We start from the raw sequence: 15,962 nt of genomic DNA on the forward strand, positions 1-15,962 counted from the left end.
GTCCTGCCGGCGCGGGGTCGCGGCGAGCGATAAGCGTTGAGCGACGCCACCCCGACAGGGCGGCGTCGACCCACCACCACCTACTTGCGCTTGTTGATCTCCGCCTCGAGCTGCGGCATCACCTTGAACAGGTCGCCGACCACGCCGTAGTCGACCAGGTCGAAGATCGGCGCGTCCTCGTCCTTGTTGATCGCGACGATGGTCTTCGAGGTCTGCATGCCCGCGCGGTGCTGGATCGCGCCGGAGATGCCCACCGCGACGTAGAGCTGCGGGGAGACCTGGGTGCCGGTCTGGCCGACCTGGTGGCTGTGCGGGTACCAGCCGGCGTCGACCGCCGCGCGGGAGGCGCCCACGGCCGCGCCGAGCGCGTCCGCGACCGACTCGATCACGTGGAAGTTCTCCGCGCCGTTGACGCCGCGGCCACCCGAGACGACGATGTCGGCCTCGGTCAGCTCGGGGCGGTCGGACTTCTCGCGCGGGGCGCGCGAGACGACCTTGGTACCGGTGGCGAGGGCGGTGAAGTCGACCGTCACGGCCTCCACGGCGGGGGTGGCCGGGGCCTCCTCCGGGGTGGCGGCGTTGGGCTTGACCGTGATGATCGGGGTGCCCTTGGTGACGTGTGCCTTGACCTGGTAGGTCGCCGCGAACACCGACTGCTCGGTGACCGGGCCGTCGGCGCCGGCCTCGATGTCGACCGCGTCGGTGATCAGGCCCGACTCCAGGCGCACCGCGACGCGCGCCGCGATCTCGCGGCCCTCGGCGGAGGAGGCGACCAGGATCGCGCCCGGCTCGCCGCCCTCGGCGATCTGGGTCAGCGCGTCGACGGCCGGGGCGACGAGGTAGTCGGCGACCTCGGGGGCGTCCACGACGTAGACCTTCTGCGCGCCGTACCTGCCCAGCGTCTCGGTGGCACCCTCGGCGCCCTTGCCCAGGAAGACCGCGGCCGGCTCACCGAGGCGGCGGGCCAGGGTCAGCAGTTCCAGGGTCGGCTTGCGAACCGCGCCGTCGGCGTGGTCGACGAGAACGAGAATCTCGGCCATGTGGGGTTCTCTCCTTGTCCGGTCGGCCCGGATTTCTCCGGCCGGGTTGCGATGCTTGGTCGTCCCGAGGAGCGACCGACACAAACGTGTCGAAACAGTCCGGTGCTGCCGACCGACTCAGATGAATTTCTTGGCGGCGAGGAACGCGGCCAGCTGCACGCCGCCCTCGCCCTCGTCCTCGACGACCTCGCCCTTGGCACGCGGCGGGCGCTTGGTCGCGGTGTCCACGATCGACCAGGCCGCGGACAGGCCGACCTGGTCCGACTCGATGCCCAGGTCGTCCAGGTCCAGCGACTCCACGTTCTTCTTCTTGGCCGCCATGATGCCCTTGAAGGACGGGTAGCGGGCCTCGCCGGTGCGGTCGGTGACCGACACGACGGCGGGCAGCGCGGCCTCGATCAGCTCGGTGGCCACGTCGCCCTCGCGACGGCCCTTGACGGTGCCACCGCCCTTGACGGTGGCGCCTTCGACCGTGATCTCGTCCAGGTAGGTGACCTGCGGGACGCCCAGGCGCTCGGCCAGCATGGCCGGCACGACGCCCATCGAGGCGTCGGTGGAAGCCATGCCACAGACGACCAGGTCGAAGCCGGCGCGCTCGATGGCCTTGGCCAGGATCAGCGAGGTGCCCAGTGCGTCGGTGCCCGCGATGTCGTCGTCGTTGACGTGGATGGCGTTGTCGCCACCCATCGCCAGCGCCTTGCGCAGCGCGTCCTTGGCATCGTCCGGACCGACCGTCAGGAACGTGATCTCGGCCTCGACGCCGGACTCCACGATCTTGAGCGCCTGCTCGATCGCGTACTCGTCCAGCTCCGACAGCAACGAGTCGACCGACTCACGATCGGTGGTGCCATCGTCGTTGAAGCCCCGGTCCCCGGTCGCGTCGGGTACGTACTTCACGCAGACAACGATTTTCACAACAGTTCTCCTGTGGTCGTCCGGTCACCCAGGTGCCGGTCCGAGGGTGTCATGCCCGTCGACGGGGGCGGCGACAGGCCCACGGTTCCGGCCCCAAGATCCATCAATCTCCGCGCCACGATGCCACGCTCGCGCGAAGGTGCACGCGTGACACAGGGCACATTCAGTTCTGACGGTCCGTCAACTTCTGCTTCGAGAGTACGCGGTCTCGGCAAAGCCGCTGACCACCGGCCCGGTCTCGATCTCCGGACAGCTATGTTACCGGAGAGTAATACGAGCCTAGTACCGGCTGCTCGCACTTGTCACCGGTGCGCGGACCGAACGAGAGCAAGGTCACCGGGGCACCCAGCTCGGCGGCGACGAATTCCGGCCACTGCTCGGGCGTCGGCGCCGGCCGCAACACCGGTCGCGCCGCGAACATCCGCCCGGTCAGTTGCTCGGCGTGCGCGAGGTCGGGCACCGGGCTCGCCGAGGGCTCCTCGCCGAGGTACGACCCGGCCACCAACTCGCCGGGGCGCCCGAGCACGTCCGCGTGGGTGAGCGCCAGCCCGTGCACTCCCCCGCACACCGCGACCGCGTATCGATGCGCCGGCACGTCGAAGTGCCCGACCCGGAAGGCGCCCTGCCAACGCCCGGTCCCGTTGTGCGGGTCCGGCAGCGCGGCGGTCAGCGCCGCGTCCTCGGTGGGCAACGGCCCCGCGCCGTGCCGCGTCGTGTAGGTGCGCAGCACGCCGAGCCGATACAGCTCCTCGCCCGCCTCGGCGACCAGCGTCTCGGCGTTCGCGAAGGTCGTGGTCGACCAGGTGGTGTACGGATGGAACCCGTGCCACTCGTCCAACAGCACCCCCTGCGCACCCTCGAAGACCACCGGACCGGCGCGCATCAACTCGCGCGCGTACGCGCGATCCACCATCCGCACGGCCCTCCCGAAGCCCAGGAAGGCCGCCACGCAGGCCGACACGTCCGGACCCAGGGGTGTCCCGAATTCGGCGCTCAGCGCGTCCCGTACGGCCGTCAACCGCCGCCGCAACAACACCGGCGAGGCGCAGTCCCCCACCCGCGGCGCGTCCTGCGGGTGGGCCAGCGCGAAGGCCGCCGTCTCGCCCACCCCCATTCCGCACGACCCGTGCCGGTTCGCGCCGCGGGCCGACTCCCGGGCCCGGTTGGCCGCCGCGTGGTACGGCGTGGTCAACAACGCCTCCCGGTCCGCGGTGAGCAGCGCGAGCGGCTCGGGCACGCCGAGCGCGCGCAGGTGCTCGGCCTCGGCGGCCAGCGCGAGCGGGTCCACCAGCATGAACCGGGACAGGTGGGTGCGGGTGCCCGGGGTGAAGGTCCCCGCGCCGAACTGGGCGAAGGTGTGGTGCCGCCCGTCGTCGGTGACCACGTTGTGTGCGGCCTGCGCACCGCCGTTGAAGCGCACCACGGCGTGCACCGGCCGCCCCTCCTCGCGCGCTCGCGCGCACAGCCGGTCCACCGTGGCGCCCTTGCCCGCGTCGCCGAACCCCAGGTCGACGACCGCGATATGACGTGGTGTCACAGACGCGTGGTGCCCGCGTCGCCGACGCCGTCGAGGCCGGGCAGCGAGCCGGAGACGGCCACCGCGCCGCCGGTGCGGGCGTAGGAGGCCAGCGCCTTGGAGACGTTGGCGACCTGGGCGGTGGCGCCCACCTCGCGCAGGTGTTCCAGGCCCTCGTCCAGGTCGATCGCGTCCTCGGCCAGGCCGATGGTCAGCGCGATCGTCTCGCAGACGCCGTCCGGGTCGTCGAGTTCGATCACGTGCTGCCCCAGCAGGCCCTTCCACTCGCCGAGCACCTCGGCGTCGCCCACGTAGGACGAACCGGCCGGGAGGATGTAGTAGACCTCGTACATGCGCTGCAATTCGGCCAGGATGCGCTCGATCGGGATGTCCTCGGCGAGGTCGTCGCCGATGAACTCCTTCACCTCGGCGCGGCGCACCCGGCGGTAGGGCATCTCGTCGCCGATCACGAACAGATAGCCGCGCTTGCCGCGCTTGTCGTGACAGTCGATCGAGGTGTGCCGGGCCATGAAGTACAGGGCCAACTCGTAGGATTCGCGCTTCTGGCCGCCGCCGCCACCCTCCAGCAGGATGTTGCCGAGCTGGTCGTCCATCCGGTTGTCCGACTCGAACTGGCCTATCTGCAAAGGCACTCGGTCACAGGTCGCGTCGCCGATCGCGCCGAACATGATCTGCGGATCCTGCACGTAGCCCTTGCGCAGCAGCAGGCCGAACAACTCGGGCAGCTTGGTCTGCAGCGTCTGCGGGACCCGCAACATCGAACCGGTCACGTCGAACAGCACCGAGATGGCCACCGAGGTGGGGTGCTCGTCGCTGTCCCGGCTCTCCCGCACGCTCGCCAGGCGCGGATCCAGGTCGTCGTGCGCCTTCCAGGCGCTGTGCGGCGTGCTTCGCTTGGTGACGTGGTCGTAGTGGAACGCGCTGCGTCCGGCGGCCGCGTTGTAGCTCTGCGCCGCGTCGTAGACGTTGGTGGACCAGTTGCCACTGCCCATGGTGCTCACTCCCCGATCGGATGCGTTGGGATCCGTGCGCGGGTCGGCCCGGCGGGCCGACCCGCGACTAGATGGAATCGACCGGCTCGTCGCCGGTGCGGGCGGTTTCGGCGGCCGGCGCCGGAACCTTGGTCTCGCGGCGCGTGGGCATCGCGAACGGCCGGAATCGGCGCGGTCCGTAGAGCTTGCCGAGCAGTTCGTCCAACTCGCCGAGCAGCTTCCACGCGTCGTGCGGACGGCGGGCGGGAGCGGGCAGCGAGCAGCCTCGGGCGAAGCGCAGCAGCGGCTTGGGCGCGTCCGGGGCGAGCAGGCCGGTGATGCACGCGGTGGCCATGTAGACGTCCGCGGCGGTCTCCGGCGGCTGCTTGCCGGGGATCTCCGGCGGATACAGGTCCGCGTGCCGGTCGATCATCGCCGGCACGTGCTCGACCGCCTTGGCCCGCAGGATCGCCTCCGGCCGGTCGGTGTCCGCCGGGGCGTCGAGCAACACCGAGTAGCACCAGTCGACCAGGACGAGTCCGTGCTCGCGCGGGTGGATGAGCACGTGGTCGGGGGTGATCGCACCGTGCACGACGCCGGCCCGGTGCGCGTATCCGATCGCGACGAGCAGGCGGCGCCACATCCACGCCACGTCGCGGGCGTCCAGGCCGTCCGGGTACGCCTCGCGCACCTCGGTCAACGAGCGGAAGCCGCGCACCCGTTCGAGGACGTTGGCGCGCCGCTCGATCCCGCTCTTGGCGTCCCGGTGCCGGAAGGTCTCGATCAGCCGGGGCACGTAGTTCGCGTACTGGGGATCGCCTTCGCGGGCGATCCGTTCCAGCGCGGTGGCCTCGCGCTCCATCAGGTCGTTGTCGCTCACCGAACGCGGCAGCTTGAGCAACGCCCGCGCCTCGCCGTCGTCCTCGGCCCGGTAGCCGACCTTGTACAGCGTGGCGATGTCGCCGCTCGCGCGCTCCTCGCCGACCGAGTAGACCCGGCGCTTGGTGGTGATCACCACCTGACGGCCGGTCACGCCGGTGATGTCCTGCTGATAGCGGTTCCACAATTCGCCCAACTCGGCGAAGGCGCGGGCGGCCTCGGTGCGCCGATCGGCGGGCGCGGTGTCCGGGTGGAGCAGCCGGGCGAGTTGGCGATACGTGCGGTTGCCGGCGCGCAGACACGCCTCCGGCGTGCCGTCGTAGGGCCCGAAGACGCCCTGTGGGTCCGGTGCGCGGCTCAGCAGGTCGAGCGCGGCCGGGTAGGTCGTGGGGGTGGTCGAGGTGGTGCCGGGCGTCCTTGTCATCGGGAGTCCTCCTCCGGGGACGGGCGCAGCAGCGCCGGGTGCAGCAGACGTGCGGGGCCCGCGCGGTACAGCCGGGCGCGGCGACCGCCGCGAGCCCCGCCGCGCGCGGTGGTGGCGCCGGTGTCCTCGACGAAGCCGGGCACGGACAGCACCTTGCGGTGGAAGTTGCCGGCGTGCATGGGTTGTCCCCACACCGCCTGGTAGACCTCGCGCAGTTCGGTGACGGTGAATTCCTCACCGGCGAACGCGGTGGCCAGTGGCGAGTATTCGAGTTTGGCACGGGCGCGCTCCAGGCCGTCGGCGAGGATGCGCGCGTGGTCGAAGGCCAGCGTGTCCGGATCGACCTCGGCCACCGGCACCCACAGTGCGTGGGCGGCGTCGCCGCCGGCGGTCGGGTCGGGCAGGTCCGGCGCGAAGGCCAGGTGCGCGACCGAGACGATCCGCATCCGCGGGTCGCGTCCGGGCGCACCGTAGGTGCCCAGTTGTTCGAGGTGCACCCGGTCGAGTCGAGCACCGGCGGCGAGCCCGGTCTCCTCGGCCAGTTCGCGCGCGGCGGCCTCGCCCAGGTCCTCCTCGTGCCGGGTGCCGTCCGGGTCGACCACGGGCCGCACGAAGCCGCCGGGCAGCGCGAGCCGGCCCGCGAAGGGCATCTCGCCGCGCCGCACGAGCAGCACGTGCAGTGCCTTGGGCGACTCCTCGCCGGTGCCCTCCGGCGCGGTGCCCGCCCGGTCGGCGCCGCCGAGTTGGCGAATCGTCAGCGCGACGATGTCGACGGTCACCGCGATCGGATCCCAGGCCCTGGGGTCGTAGGACGCGAGCCATTCGCGTTCGGTGATGGCAGTGTCGGCCATGTCGCACTTCCCTCCGATGTGCCCACTGCGATGCACGTCCGACGCAGTCCCGCCGGTTCACGTTCCCGACACCGACTCGACGGTTGTTCTCCGAATGAGATGTTCTTAGGTTGAGAACAACATACACGGCGACCCGGACACCGGCGAGGGGGTTATCCCTCGAAGAGTCGCCTCCCTCTGGTAGGCATGGGCGATCCATTCGCCGCCCGCGTGCGGACCACCGGCGGCGGCCCCGAACACCCGAGCAGATGCGGAGAAGGTGGCATGTCCGATATGACCGGTCCCGACATGAACGCCGTCGTGGGCGAGCAGGACCTACTGCTCGTCACGCTCGACGCGCTGCGGTACGACGTGGCCGTCGAGCTCGCCGCGGCCGGCAGGCTGCCCAACCTCTCCCGGGTCCTGCCCGAGGGCGGCTGGCAACGCCGTTACACCCCGGCCGCCCTCGCCTTCGCCGCGCACACCGCGTTCCTGGCGGGCTACCTGCCCACCCCGGCGGGCCCCGGCCCGCACCCGCGCCTGTTCGCCGCCCGACGCGGCGACACCGAGTCCACCGACGCGCACACGTGGTTGTTCGACACCCCGGACCTGCCCAGCGCGCTGACCAAGGCGGGCTACCACACCGCGTGCATCGGCGGCGTCGGCTGCTTCGACAAACAGGGCGCGCTCGACTCGGTGTTGCCGGGGATGTTCGCCGAGAGCCACTGGGACCCCGAACTCGGCGTCACCTCACCGATCTCGTTCGAGGCCCAGGTCGCCCGCGCCGAACTGGTGGTCGGCGGCCTCGACCCGGACCGCCGACTCTTCCTGCTCGTCGACGTCGCCGCCATCGCCCAGCCGAACTGGTTCCACACCCCGGGCGCCACCGCCGCCGACGGCGACAACCGCGACACGCACGCCGCCGCGCTGGAGTACGTGGACCGGCACCTGGGCCGGCTGTTTCGCGCGATGAGCTGCCGCAGGCCCTGCTTCGCGATCGTCACCGCCGACCACGGCACCGCCTACGACGAACGTGCGGAGGCGGCCCGCGAAGTGGTGTGGACCGTCCCGTATGCGCACTTCACGATGAGCCCCGGCGAGTGGTGAAGCGCGCCCGACGAGGTCGATCCGGATCCGCTCGTGGATCAAGTTGGCGAACCGAACGCGGATCCGGTAAGTTTTCGCCGCGCAGGCCCCAATAGCTCAGTCGGTAGAGCGTCTCCATGGTAAGGAGAAGGTCTACGGTTCGATTCCGTATTGGGGCTCCAGGCAAACGAGAGGCCCCCCGGTCCGCCGGGGGGCCTCTCGCGTTTCGCCGATCCGTCCCTCGGGACGTCCCGGGCCGGATCTTTCGCCGGTCTTTCACCGACGCGCCGCGGCCGACCGGGCCCGCCCGGCGCGGCTCAGCCGAACCGGGCCGCCAACCGCGCGTCCAGGCCCGCGAGATGCTCTCGTCCGTAGGGGCCGTTCTCCAGGCCCGCCACCAGCGCGGGCGGCAGGTCCTGGGTGTACTCGGCCGAGCAACTCGCCGCCGCGAGCGCGATGGTGGCCACCGTGTCCACGTCGCCGGTGTACGCCACACACGCCTTCAACAACGCGGCCGTGCCGGTGTGCGCGGCCAGCGCGGTGATCGCCGCGCGGGTGCTGTCCATGCCCGGCGAGCCGACCTTGCCGCGCCACGGCTGCGCCCACACGGCCGGCCCGGTCGACGCGGGCAGCGTCGCCACCAGCCACGTCGGCAGTTCGGCGACCGGACCCAGGCCGTACCGGCAGTAGTGCACCGCCAGCGCCGCCGCGGTCGCCGAGGTCATCCCGCCGAGCGTGCGGTGGGTGATCCGGGCCTGCGTCGCCGCCATCCGGCGCACGTCGGCCGGGTCCGGCAAGAGGCCCAGCACGCCCGCGCGCATCGCCGCGCCACTCTTGTCGCTCTCCGGCCGCAATACCGCCAGCAACTCCGTGCCGTCGGCGACCTCCTCCAGTACGCCACGAAACCCCCGCGCGTAACCGGCGCGCGCGTCACGCTTGTACGCCCGCACGAACAGGTCCGCGAGCGCCGGTATCCCGTGATCGTCGCCGAGCAACCATTCGGCGACCGCGATACTCATCTGCGTGTCGTCGGTATATCGGCCGGGCAGCACGTCACGATGACGAGGATGCTGCACATAACCGGCGAGTGTGTTGCCTCGCACGACGAACGAACGATCGGCGTACTCGAATCCCGCCCCGTACGCATCCCCTACCGCGAGTTCCACCAACATCGGGACCACTTCCTCCACTCGGGTGGACCGCCGGGCAACCGCGGCGACGGCGCCCCACCTCGCCGACTCGTGGCGGTAGAGCGTACCGTTGCCCGGGGGCGGCAACCTGATGGTCCGTCAGTCGTCGCGTGGGGAGCCCTGCGTGCGCCGGAGTGCGAGGGCGTACGCCACAATTCGGTACGGACCCGCGCGCACCACATGTCCCTCTCCGGAGTGATGCTCCTCGCGCCGTGTCCAACTACAAGACGTTTCCGCGCCGCGGCGGATACCGTCAACGATGATCACGCGATCGTCGGGACACACCGGAGGTACCAACCGGCTCGTCCGAACGGGTGATAACGGGTGATGTGGCTCGTTCACACGGCCGCTGGGGATTGTGGCCGGCTCGTCCGAGCGGCGACCGCACCGACATTGCACGGTGACGGATCGCCCCCGAGGAGGAAAGGTGGGGCGGTGGATCGACCATCATGGGCGCCGGGCACAGCGTGGGTCCAGGCGTGCCGGGGGACCGGCATGTGCGCCCGGACCACCGTGGGGAGCGCAGGGTGAACGGCGGTACGGACGACGCGCGAGCCGGCGGGGCCAGGCCGTCGCTGAGCCGATTCGCCCGCGACTGGGCCCGGGCCGTCGAAGGCACCAGCTTCGTCCCGTTGAGCGGTGCCGAGATCGAGCAATACCTGCGCGACCAGGCGCTGCGCCTGGCGCAGGCGCTGCGCACCGAGCCGTTCGACCCGGCCGCGGCGCGCGAGGTCGGCGCGTCCCTCGTCGGCGAACACTTCACCGGCAGCGGCACGCTGGAGCGCACCCTGGGCCTGGTCGGCCCGTGGTGGCCCATCCTGCGCCGCGAGGCGGTCTCCCGCGGTCGGGATCCCGACGCGTACCTGGAGCGCATCGCCGGGCTGATGGGGGCGCTCGCGGCGGGCTACGCGGAGGCGCTGCGCCGGCGGACCCTGGACGAGCAGGAGGCCATCCACGCCGCCGTCCTGGTCGCCCGGGACAGCGCGGAGCACGCACTGCACACGAGTGAAGCGCGCTTTCGGGCCGTTTTCGACCAGGCCGCGATCGGCATCGGGATCGGCGACGTCGACGGCAACGTGATCGACGTCAACCAGGCGATGACCACGATGTTCGCGGCCAGCGTCGAGGAGATGTGCAAGCGGCAGGTCCGCGACTTCATGCACGACGGCGACACCGACCACATGTGGAAGCTCTACGACGAGTTGATCAGCGGCGAACGCGACCACTTCGCCCTGGAGAAGCAGTTCGAGAAGGCCGACGGCGAGACGTTGTGGACGCACCTGTCGTTGTCCCTGGTCCGCGACTCCAAGGGCAGCCCCGAGTACCAGGTCTGCATGCTGGAGGACGTCACCGACCGGCACCGCCTGCACACCCGGCTGCGCCACCAGGCGATGCACGACCAGCTCACCGGGCTGCCCAACCGCGCGCTGTTCGTCGAACGACTGACCGCCGCGTTCGAACACCCGGGCCCCGGTGACCGGGTCGGCCTGTGCTACCTGGACCTGGACGGGTTCAAGGTGGTCAACGACAGCCTCGGGCACGACGTGGGCGACCAGTTGCTGGTCGCGGTCGCCCGGCGGCTGAGTCGGTACGCGGGCCAGGCCGGGCACCTGATGGCGCGGATGGGCGGCGACGAGTTCGTCATCCTGGTCGAGCACTCCACCGGCACCGGCCAGGTGGTGGCGCTGGCCGACGGCGTGTTCGCCGCGCTGCGCGAGCCGTTCCGCATCCGCGGCCACGACCTGACGGTCACCGCGAGCATCGGCATCGTGGAGCGGCCGGTGGCCGGCACCAGCCCGGCGGACACGCTGCGGGCGGCCGACATAACGCTCTACTGGGCCAAGTCCGACGGGCGCGGGCGCTGGACGGTGTTCGACACCGACCGCAACGACCGCGAGGTGGCGCGCTACACGCTGTCCGCGGAGATGCCCGCCGCGTTGCACCACGGCGAGTTCTACGTCGACTACCAGCCGCTCGTCTCGCTCGCCGACGGCGGTGTGCTCGGCGTCGAGGCGCTGGTGCGCTGGCGCCATCCGCGCAACGGCCTGGTCGGCCCGGACCGCTTCATCGGGCTGGCCGAGGAGACCGGGTTGATCGTGCCGCTGGGCATGCACGTGCTGGAGCAGGCGTGCCGCGAGGCACGCCGCTGGCAGGACCTGGAGCCGGACGGCGCCCCCTTCATCAGCGTCAACCTGGCCGAACGCCAGTGCCGCGAACCGGGCCTGGTACGCCAGGTGGAGCGGGTGCTGGCCGAGACGGGCCTGGATCCGGGCCGACTGCAATTCGAGCTGACCGAGAGTCAGATCATGTCCACCGACGGTGGTCCGCTGGAGCGACTGCGCGAACTGGCCGCGATGGGCATCCGGATCGCGATCGACGACTTCGGCACCGGCTACTCGAACCTGGCCTACCTGCGTCGACTGCCGGTCTGCGAGCTGAAGATCGCCGGCTCCTTCGTCGAGGGCCTGCGGCAACCCGGCGACTCCGATCCGGTGGACGGCCGGATCGTGGCCTCGCTGGTCGAACTGGCGCACGCGATCGGCCTGACGGTGACCGCGGAGGGCATCGAGACCGCGGTCCAGGCGGAGCGGCTGCGGGCGATCGGCTGTGACGCCGGGCAGGGTTGGTACTTCTCCCGGCCCGGGCCGCCGGACCGCATCGAGGGCATGTTGGCGGGGGTCAAGGAGCGCAGTTGAGGGTGGGGCCACGCCGGCTCGGTCCGGCGGCCCCGACGGCGGGTCGGTGCGGGTCGGTGCGATGCGCCGCACCGATACCCGTAGTACCCGAGAGCCACTCGACGGGTGAGCCCCCTGGCGGGATGTCCGCGGCCGGGGACCGCGCCTAGCGTCGGTGCCGAAGGCGCGCACGAGGCCCGCCCGGACGGCGGAGGTGCGGCGTGCCTAGAGTTGATCTTGTGCGAGGGGAGGGCGGGGGCCGGATCAGGACGGCGGTGGGCGCGCTCGTGCGCACCCTGCGCGCCGACCTGTGGACGGGCGCTCCCGACCCGCTGCCGCGCCGTTGGCGGGACTGGCAACCCGCGTCCGCGGTGTTGTTGGTGTTCCTGGCGATCCCGGCCGCGGTGGTCAACATCAACCAACTCGTCTGGCAGTACGGCCTGAGCCAGCCGGCCGGCATCCTGCTCGGCGGCGCCCCGTCGGTGGCGATCGTGGTCGCGATGTTCCGGCCGGTGCAGGCGTGGTGGGCGGTGACCGCGGCGATGGTCGTCGTCGCGCTGGCGGCGAACCCGGACACCCCGCAGCTGTACCCGTGGACCGGGACCGGGATCGCGCTGCACGCCGCCGCGGTGTTCATGGTCGCGCTGCGGGCCCGGCCGCGCGTCACGTTCGAGGTGCTGACGATCAGCCTGCTGATCGGGACACTGCTGCACGTCACCTTCTTCGCCCCCATGCGCAGGTTCGACCTGGAATCGGCCGCGGTGACGCTGACCATCGCGGCGGTGGTCGGTGCCTCGCTGCGCGGCCGTCGGCAGGCCCGGACCGCGTTGGTGGTCCAGTCCGAACTCACCGCCGAGGAGCGGGCCCGGCGCACCCTTCTGGAGGAACGCACCCGGATCGCCCGCGAGTTGCACGACGTGGTCGCGCACCACATGTCGGTGATCTCGATCCAGGCCCAGGTCGCGCCGCATCTGGTGGACAATCCCTCCGAGGCGCTCAAGGAAAACCTGGTCGGCATCCGGGCGAACGCGGTCGACGCGCTCACCGAGCTGCGCCGGGTGCTGGGTGTGCTGCGCTCCGAGAACGACCTGTCCGAGGCCGTCCGGCACGCCCCACAGCCCACCCTGGATCGGCTGGACGAGCTGGTCGCCAACGTGCGCGGCGCCGGTCTGGAGGTGGACACCCGGATCACCGGCGAGCGGCGGGCACTGCCGCCCGGGGTCGAGCTGTCCGCGTTCCGGATCGTGCAGGAGGCGCTCAGCAACGTGTTGCGGCACGCGCCGGGAGCGGCGATTCGGGTGGAGCTGGGTTATCAGGCGACCGGCTTGGCGATCCGGGTCGCCAACACCGCGAGCGAGCCGCTCGATTCGTCCGCCCCGTCGACTCCGCCGGGCGGCGGGCACGGGATGCTCGGAATGCGCGAGCGGGTCGCCATGCTGGGGGGCGATTTCGCCGGCGGGCCGATCCCCGACGGCGGTTACGAGGTCGTGGCCAGACTGCCTTTGGGGGGCGATTCGTGAGCATCAAGGTGTTGATCGCCGACGACCAGATGATGGTCCGGCAGGGCTTCACCGTCCTGCTGAACGCGGAGCCCGACATCGAGGTGGTCGGGCAGGCCGTCGACGGCCTCGACGCGGTCGGGCAGGTGGCCGAACTCGCGCCCGACGTGGTGCTGATGGACATCCGGATGCCTCGGCTGGGCGGCATCGAGGCCACCGGGCGGATCACCGGATCCGCCGGCACGGCGACCAAGGTGCTCGTGCTGACCACGTTCGATCTGGACGAGTACGTGTACGAGGCGCTGCGCGCGGGCGCGTCCGGCTTCCTCCTCAAGGACGCCTCGGCCGAGGAACTCGCGCACGCGGTACGGGTGGTGGCCGCCGGGGACGCGCTGCTCGCGCCGAACCTGACCAAGCGCCTGATCGGCGAGTTCTCCCGTCTGGCCGGTGCGCCGCGGGTCCCGCTCAAGGACCGCGTCGGCGACCTCACCGAACGCGAGACCGAAGTGTTGTCGCTGATCGCCCAGGGCCTGTCCAACGCCGAGATCGCGGCCCGCCTGGTGGTGGCCGAGCAGACGGTGAAGACCCACGTCGGTCGCATCCTGGTCAAGCTGGGCCTGCGCGACCGGACCCAGGCCGCGGTGTACGCCTACGAGACCGGGCTGATCCGGCCGGCGGGCTACTGATCGGCGGCGCGGCCTGTCGGTCGGGGTGGTTAGCGTGTTCGGCGGTGGGGTTGAGCCACCGTCGATTCGACCATCCCGATGGAGGTTTGCCATGTTTCGCCAGGGCGACATCCTGCTGCAACCGATCAAGGCACAGACCGTGCCCACCGGCGTCGAGGCGCTGCCGACCAAACCCCGGGACGCCCGCGGCCGACTCGTGCTGGCGCTCGGCGAGGCCACCGGGCACGCCCACGCGGTGGTCGGCAGTGGCACGCTGTACCTGGCCCCGGAACCGATGCTGATCGGCCACCTGCACCTGGACGAGGCCACCCGCATCGTGCACGAGGAACACGCCACGATCGACCTGCCGAAGGGCTGGTACCGAGTGGTCCGCCAACGCGAGTACATCCCGGGCGCGGTCCGGATGGTGGCGGACTAGATCCGGTCCGGCACGTCCGCCGACGCGCCTTCGGGCCCGGGCTCTTTCCGGCTCGCCGGCTCGAACGCGGGCTCGGGATCGGGTCGGAGCCGACATCCACCGCAGCCGGGTCGGAGCCGGTGGAACCATGGTCTCCGCGCTCGACACACCCCGACGCGCCGAGCCGATCCGGTGGGCGAGGATCATCCGACGCGTCGAGCCGACCGGTCCGGCCCGAGCTTTCGCCGCCGACCGGGCGCAACCGCACACCACGGGAGACACGATGGCCACGCCGCCCCGCAAGCTGCCCGGGATCGCGCTGCCGCGCAAGGCCCTCGCCCCGCGCCCGCCAAACCCGCCCGCGCCGCCCGCCAATCCGGCGGCGGCGGCCTGGGCGGCGCTGCGGGCACGCGAGGAACGGGCCGCGCGCGAGGCCGAGTCCGCGGCGCGGGCCACTCCCCCGCTCGACGAGGCACCGCACGAGCCGCCACAGCCGAGCCCCCACCGGGCACGGCGCACCCCGCTGCACGCGCCGACCCGGGCCGCCGAGCCCGCGGGGGCGACCGGGCCGACCGCCCACGACGCCCGGGCCGCCGCCGACCGCGCCCGGCCGACCCCGCAACACGCGCCGGTCGTCGGCCGGCCGCGACCCGCCCCTCGGCCGGTGCTCGGCCTCGCGGATCGGCTCGCCCTGGCCGAGGCCACCACCGACTGGGCGCACGTCGCCGCCGCCACCGGTCCCGCCGATCGGCCCGCCGCCGAGGAGGCCATCCGGGCCGTGTATCGGGCCGCCGGGTTGTCCGAGCCGGAGCGGGTGGTCTGGTACGACTCGCCCCTCGCGGCGGCGGTGGCCGCGACCGTGGCGGCGGGCACGTGCAAGCCCGCCGACCTGGCCGCCACCCGGCTGTCGGTCAAGGTGCCCGGGCGGCCGGGCCGGCCTGTGCAGGAACGGCTCTGGAGCGGCCCCTGGACGGCCGCCAAGGCCCAGGCCACCGCGGTGCTGGGGGCGGGCGGCTGGGAGCTCGCCTGGGCCGAGGGCGCCGACCGGCTGTGGGAGCCCACCCGGCAGCTCACCGAGCGCATCCGCGAGGCGGTGCACTCCGGCGTCGGCGCGTGGGACCCTTCGGTGCGCACCCCCGCCTCGCGCGGCCGCTGGGACATCGCGGACAAGGTCCGCGCGACCACGCACAGCGCGCTGGGCGGCCAACACGACGCGGCCTGGCTCGCGGTCTTCGACGGACTCAAGGAGCGCTTCCCCGAGTTCGACTTCCCGGTCCTGGCCGAACTCGCCGAGGTGGCCCGGCACGTCGGCTGGTGGTGGCCGTACGAGCGGGTCGTGCTGGTCAGCGAACGGCCCACCACGATGCATCGCGACGACCAGTCGCGGCTGCACAACGGCGACGGCCCCGCGCTGACCTACGCCGACGGCTTCGCGCTGCACGCGTGGCGCGGCATGCCGGTGCCGGCCGATTTCGTCGGCGGTCTCGGCCCCGGCGGCAGCCGGCTGACCGTACGCGCGATCCACAACGAGGACAACGCCGAGCTGCGCCGGGTGATGCTGGAGATCTACGGCTACGACCGCTACCTGCGCGAGGTCGGTGCCCAGCCGTTGGATCGGGACGAGACCGGCGTGTTGTGGGAGATCGAACTCGACGACGACGAACCGATCATGATGGTCGAGGTGCTCAACTCCACGCCCGAACCGGACGGCAGCACCCGCACCTACTGGCTGCGCGTGCCGCCGGACACCGAGACCGCCCGCGAGGGTGTGGCCTGGACGTTCGGCCTGAGCCCGGAGGAATACCGCCCGTCGCACGAGACCTGACGCCCGGT

Annotated in this window: 13 protein-coding genes and 1 tRNA gene; 7 read left to right on the plus strand and 7 right to left on the minus strand. The window is 72.0% G+C overall.

The window, feature by feature from the left end; genetic code table 11:
* Positions 1–80: 80 nt before the first annotated feature.
* The 6 genes from ACFXMF_RS16605 to ACFXMF_RS16630 all read right to left on the minus strand — a co-directional run bounded on the left by ACFXMF_RS16605 (position 81) and on the right by ACFXMF_RS16630 (position 6,617).
* Positions 81–1,040, minus strand: a complete 960-nt coding sequence (locus ACFXMF_RS16605) for an electron transfer flavoprotein subunit alpha/FixB family protein (protein ID WP_360314807.1) — start codon at positions 1,038–1,040, stop codon at positions 81–83.
* Between the two features lie 117 nt (positions 1,041–1,157).
* Positions 1,158–1,955, minus strand: a complete 798-nt coding sequence (locus ACFXMF_RS16610; protein ID WP_360314805.1) for an electron transfer flavoprotein subunit beta/FixA family protein — start codon at positions 1,953–1,955, stop codon at positions 1,158–1,160.
* A gap of 253 nt (positions 1,956–2,208) precedes the next feature.
* A complete protein-coding gene (locus ACFXMF_RS16615) occupies positions 2,209–3,492 on the minus strand; it encodes an adenylosuccinate synthetase (protein ID WP_360314803.1) in 1,284 nt (427 codons plus the stop codon).
* Positions 3,489–4,484, minus strand: a complete 996-nt coding sequence (locus tag ACFXMF_RS16620; protein WP_360314908.1) for a hypothetical protein — start codon at positions 4,482–4,484, stop codon at positions 3,489–3,491. Before ACFXMF_RS16620 ends, ACFXMF_RS16615 begins: the two co-directional genes overlap by 4 nt.
* A gap of 67 nt (positions 4,485–4,551) precedes the next feature.
* Positions 4,552–5,766: a lipopolysaccharide kinase InaA family protein gene (locus ACFXMF_RS16625; protein WP_360314801.1), complete on the minus strand. Its 1,215-nt coding sequence runs from the start codon at positions 5,764–5,766 to the stop codon at positions 4,552–4,554.
* On the minus strand, positions 5,763–6,617 hold the full coding sequence (locus ACFXMF_RS16630; protein ID WP_360314799.1) for an NUDIX domain-containing protein: 855 nt from the start codon (positions 6,615–6,617) through the stop codon (positions 5,763–5,765). Before ACFXMF_RS16630 ends, ACFXMF_RS16625 begins: the two co-directional genes overlap by 4 nt.
* 288 nt (positions 6,618–6,905) lie before the next feature.
* Here ACFXMF_RS16630 and ACFXMF_RS16635 point away from each other — a divergent pair, with 288 nt between their 5' ends.
* A complete protein-coding gene (locus ACFXMF_RS16635; RefSeq protein ID WP_360314906.1) occupies positions 6,906–7,703 on the plus strand; it encodes an STM4013/SEN3800 family hydrolase in 798 nt (265 codons plus the stop codon).
* 85 nt (positions 7,704–7,788) lie between these two features.
* Positions 7,789–7,864, plus strand: a tRNA-Thr gene (locus tag ACFXMF_RS16640).
* Positions 7,865–7,999: 135 nt separating this feature from the next.
* Here ACFXMF_RS16640 and ACFXMF_RS16645 read toward each other — a convergent pair.
* Positions 8,000–8,854, minus strand: coding sequence for an ADP-ribosylglycohydrolase family protein (locus ACFXMF_RS16645; protein ID WP_360314797.1), 855 nt, complete (start codon positions 8,852–8,854; stop codon positions 8,000–8,002).
* A gap of 467 nt (positions 8,855–9,321) precedes the next feature.
* Between ACFXMF_RS16645 and ACFXMF_RS16650 the strand changes: the two genes are divergently transcribed.
* The 5 genes from ACFXMF_RS16650 to ACFXMF_RS16670 all read left to right on the plus strand — a co-directional run bounded on the left by ACFXMF_RS16650 (position 9,322) and on the right by ACFXMF_RS16670 (position 15,954).
* Entirely contained in the window at positions 9,322–11,568 is a 2,247-nt protein-coding gene (locus ACFXMF_RS16650; RefSeq protein ID WP_379990662.1) for a putative bifunctional diguanylate cyclase/phosphodiesterase, read from the plus strand.
* Positions 11,569–11,786: 218 nt separating this feature from the next.
* Entirely contained in the window at positions 11,787–13,067 is a 1,281-nt protein-coding gene (locus ACFXMF_RS16655) for a sensor histidine kinase (protein WP_379990661.1), read from the plus strand.
* Positions 13,064–13,732 (plus strand): response regulator transcription factor, encoded by a 669-nt coding sequence (locus tag ACFXMF_RS16660; RefSeq protein WP_360314791.1) that lies wholly within the window; start codon positions 13,064–13,066, stop codon positions 13,730–13,732. Before ACFXMF_RS16655 ends, ACFXMF_RS16660 begins: the two co-directional genes overlap by 4 nt.
* Positions 13,733–13,823: 91 nt before the next feature.
* Positions 13,824–14,150 carry a hypothetical protein gene (locus tag ACFXMF_RS16665; protein WP_360314789.1) on the plus strand — a complete coding sequence of 109 codons (327 nt, stop codon included), beginning with the start codon at positions 13,824–13,826 and terminating at the stop codon, positions 14,148–14,150.
* Between the two features lie 262 nt (positions 14,151–14,412).
* Positions 14,413–15,954, plus strand: a complete 1,542-nt coding sequence (locus ACFXMF_RS16670; protein ID WP_360314787.1) for a DUF6745 domain-containing protein — start codon at positions 14,413–14,415, stop codon at positions 15,952–15,954.
* Positions 15,955–15,962 lie beyond the last annotated feature (8 nt).

The sequence above is a fragment of the Embleya sp. NPDC059213 genome, assembly GCF_042754445.1.
In the GTDB taxonomy this organism is placed as follows: Bacteria; Actinomycetota; Actinomycetes; order Streptomycetales; family Streptomycetaceae; genus Embleya.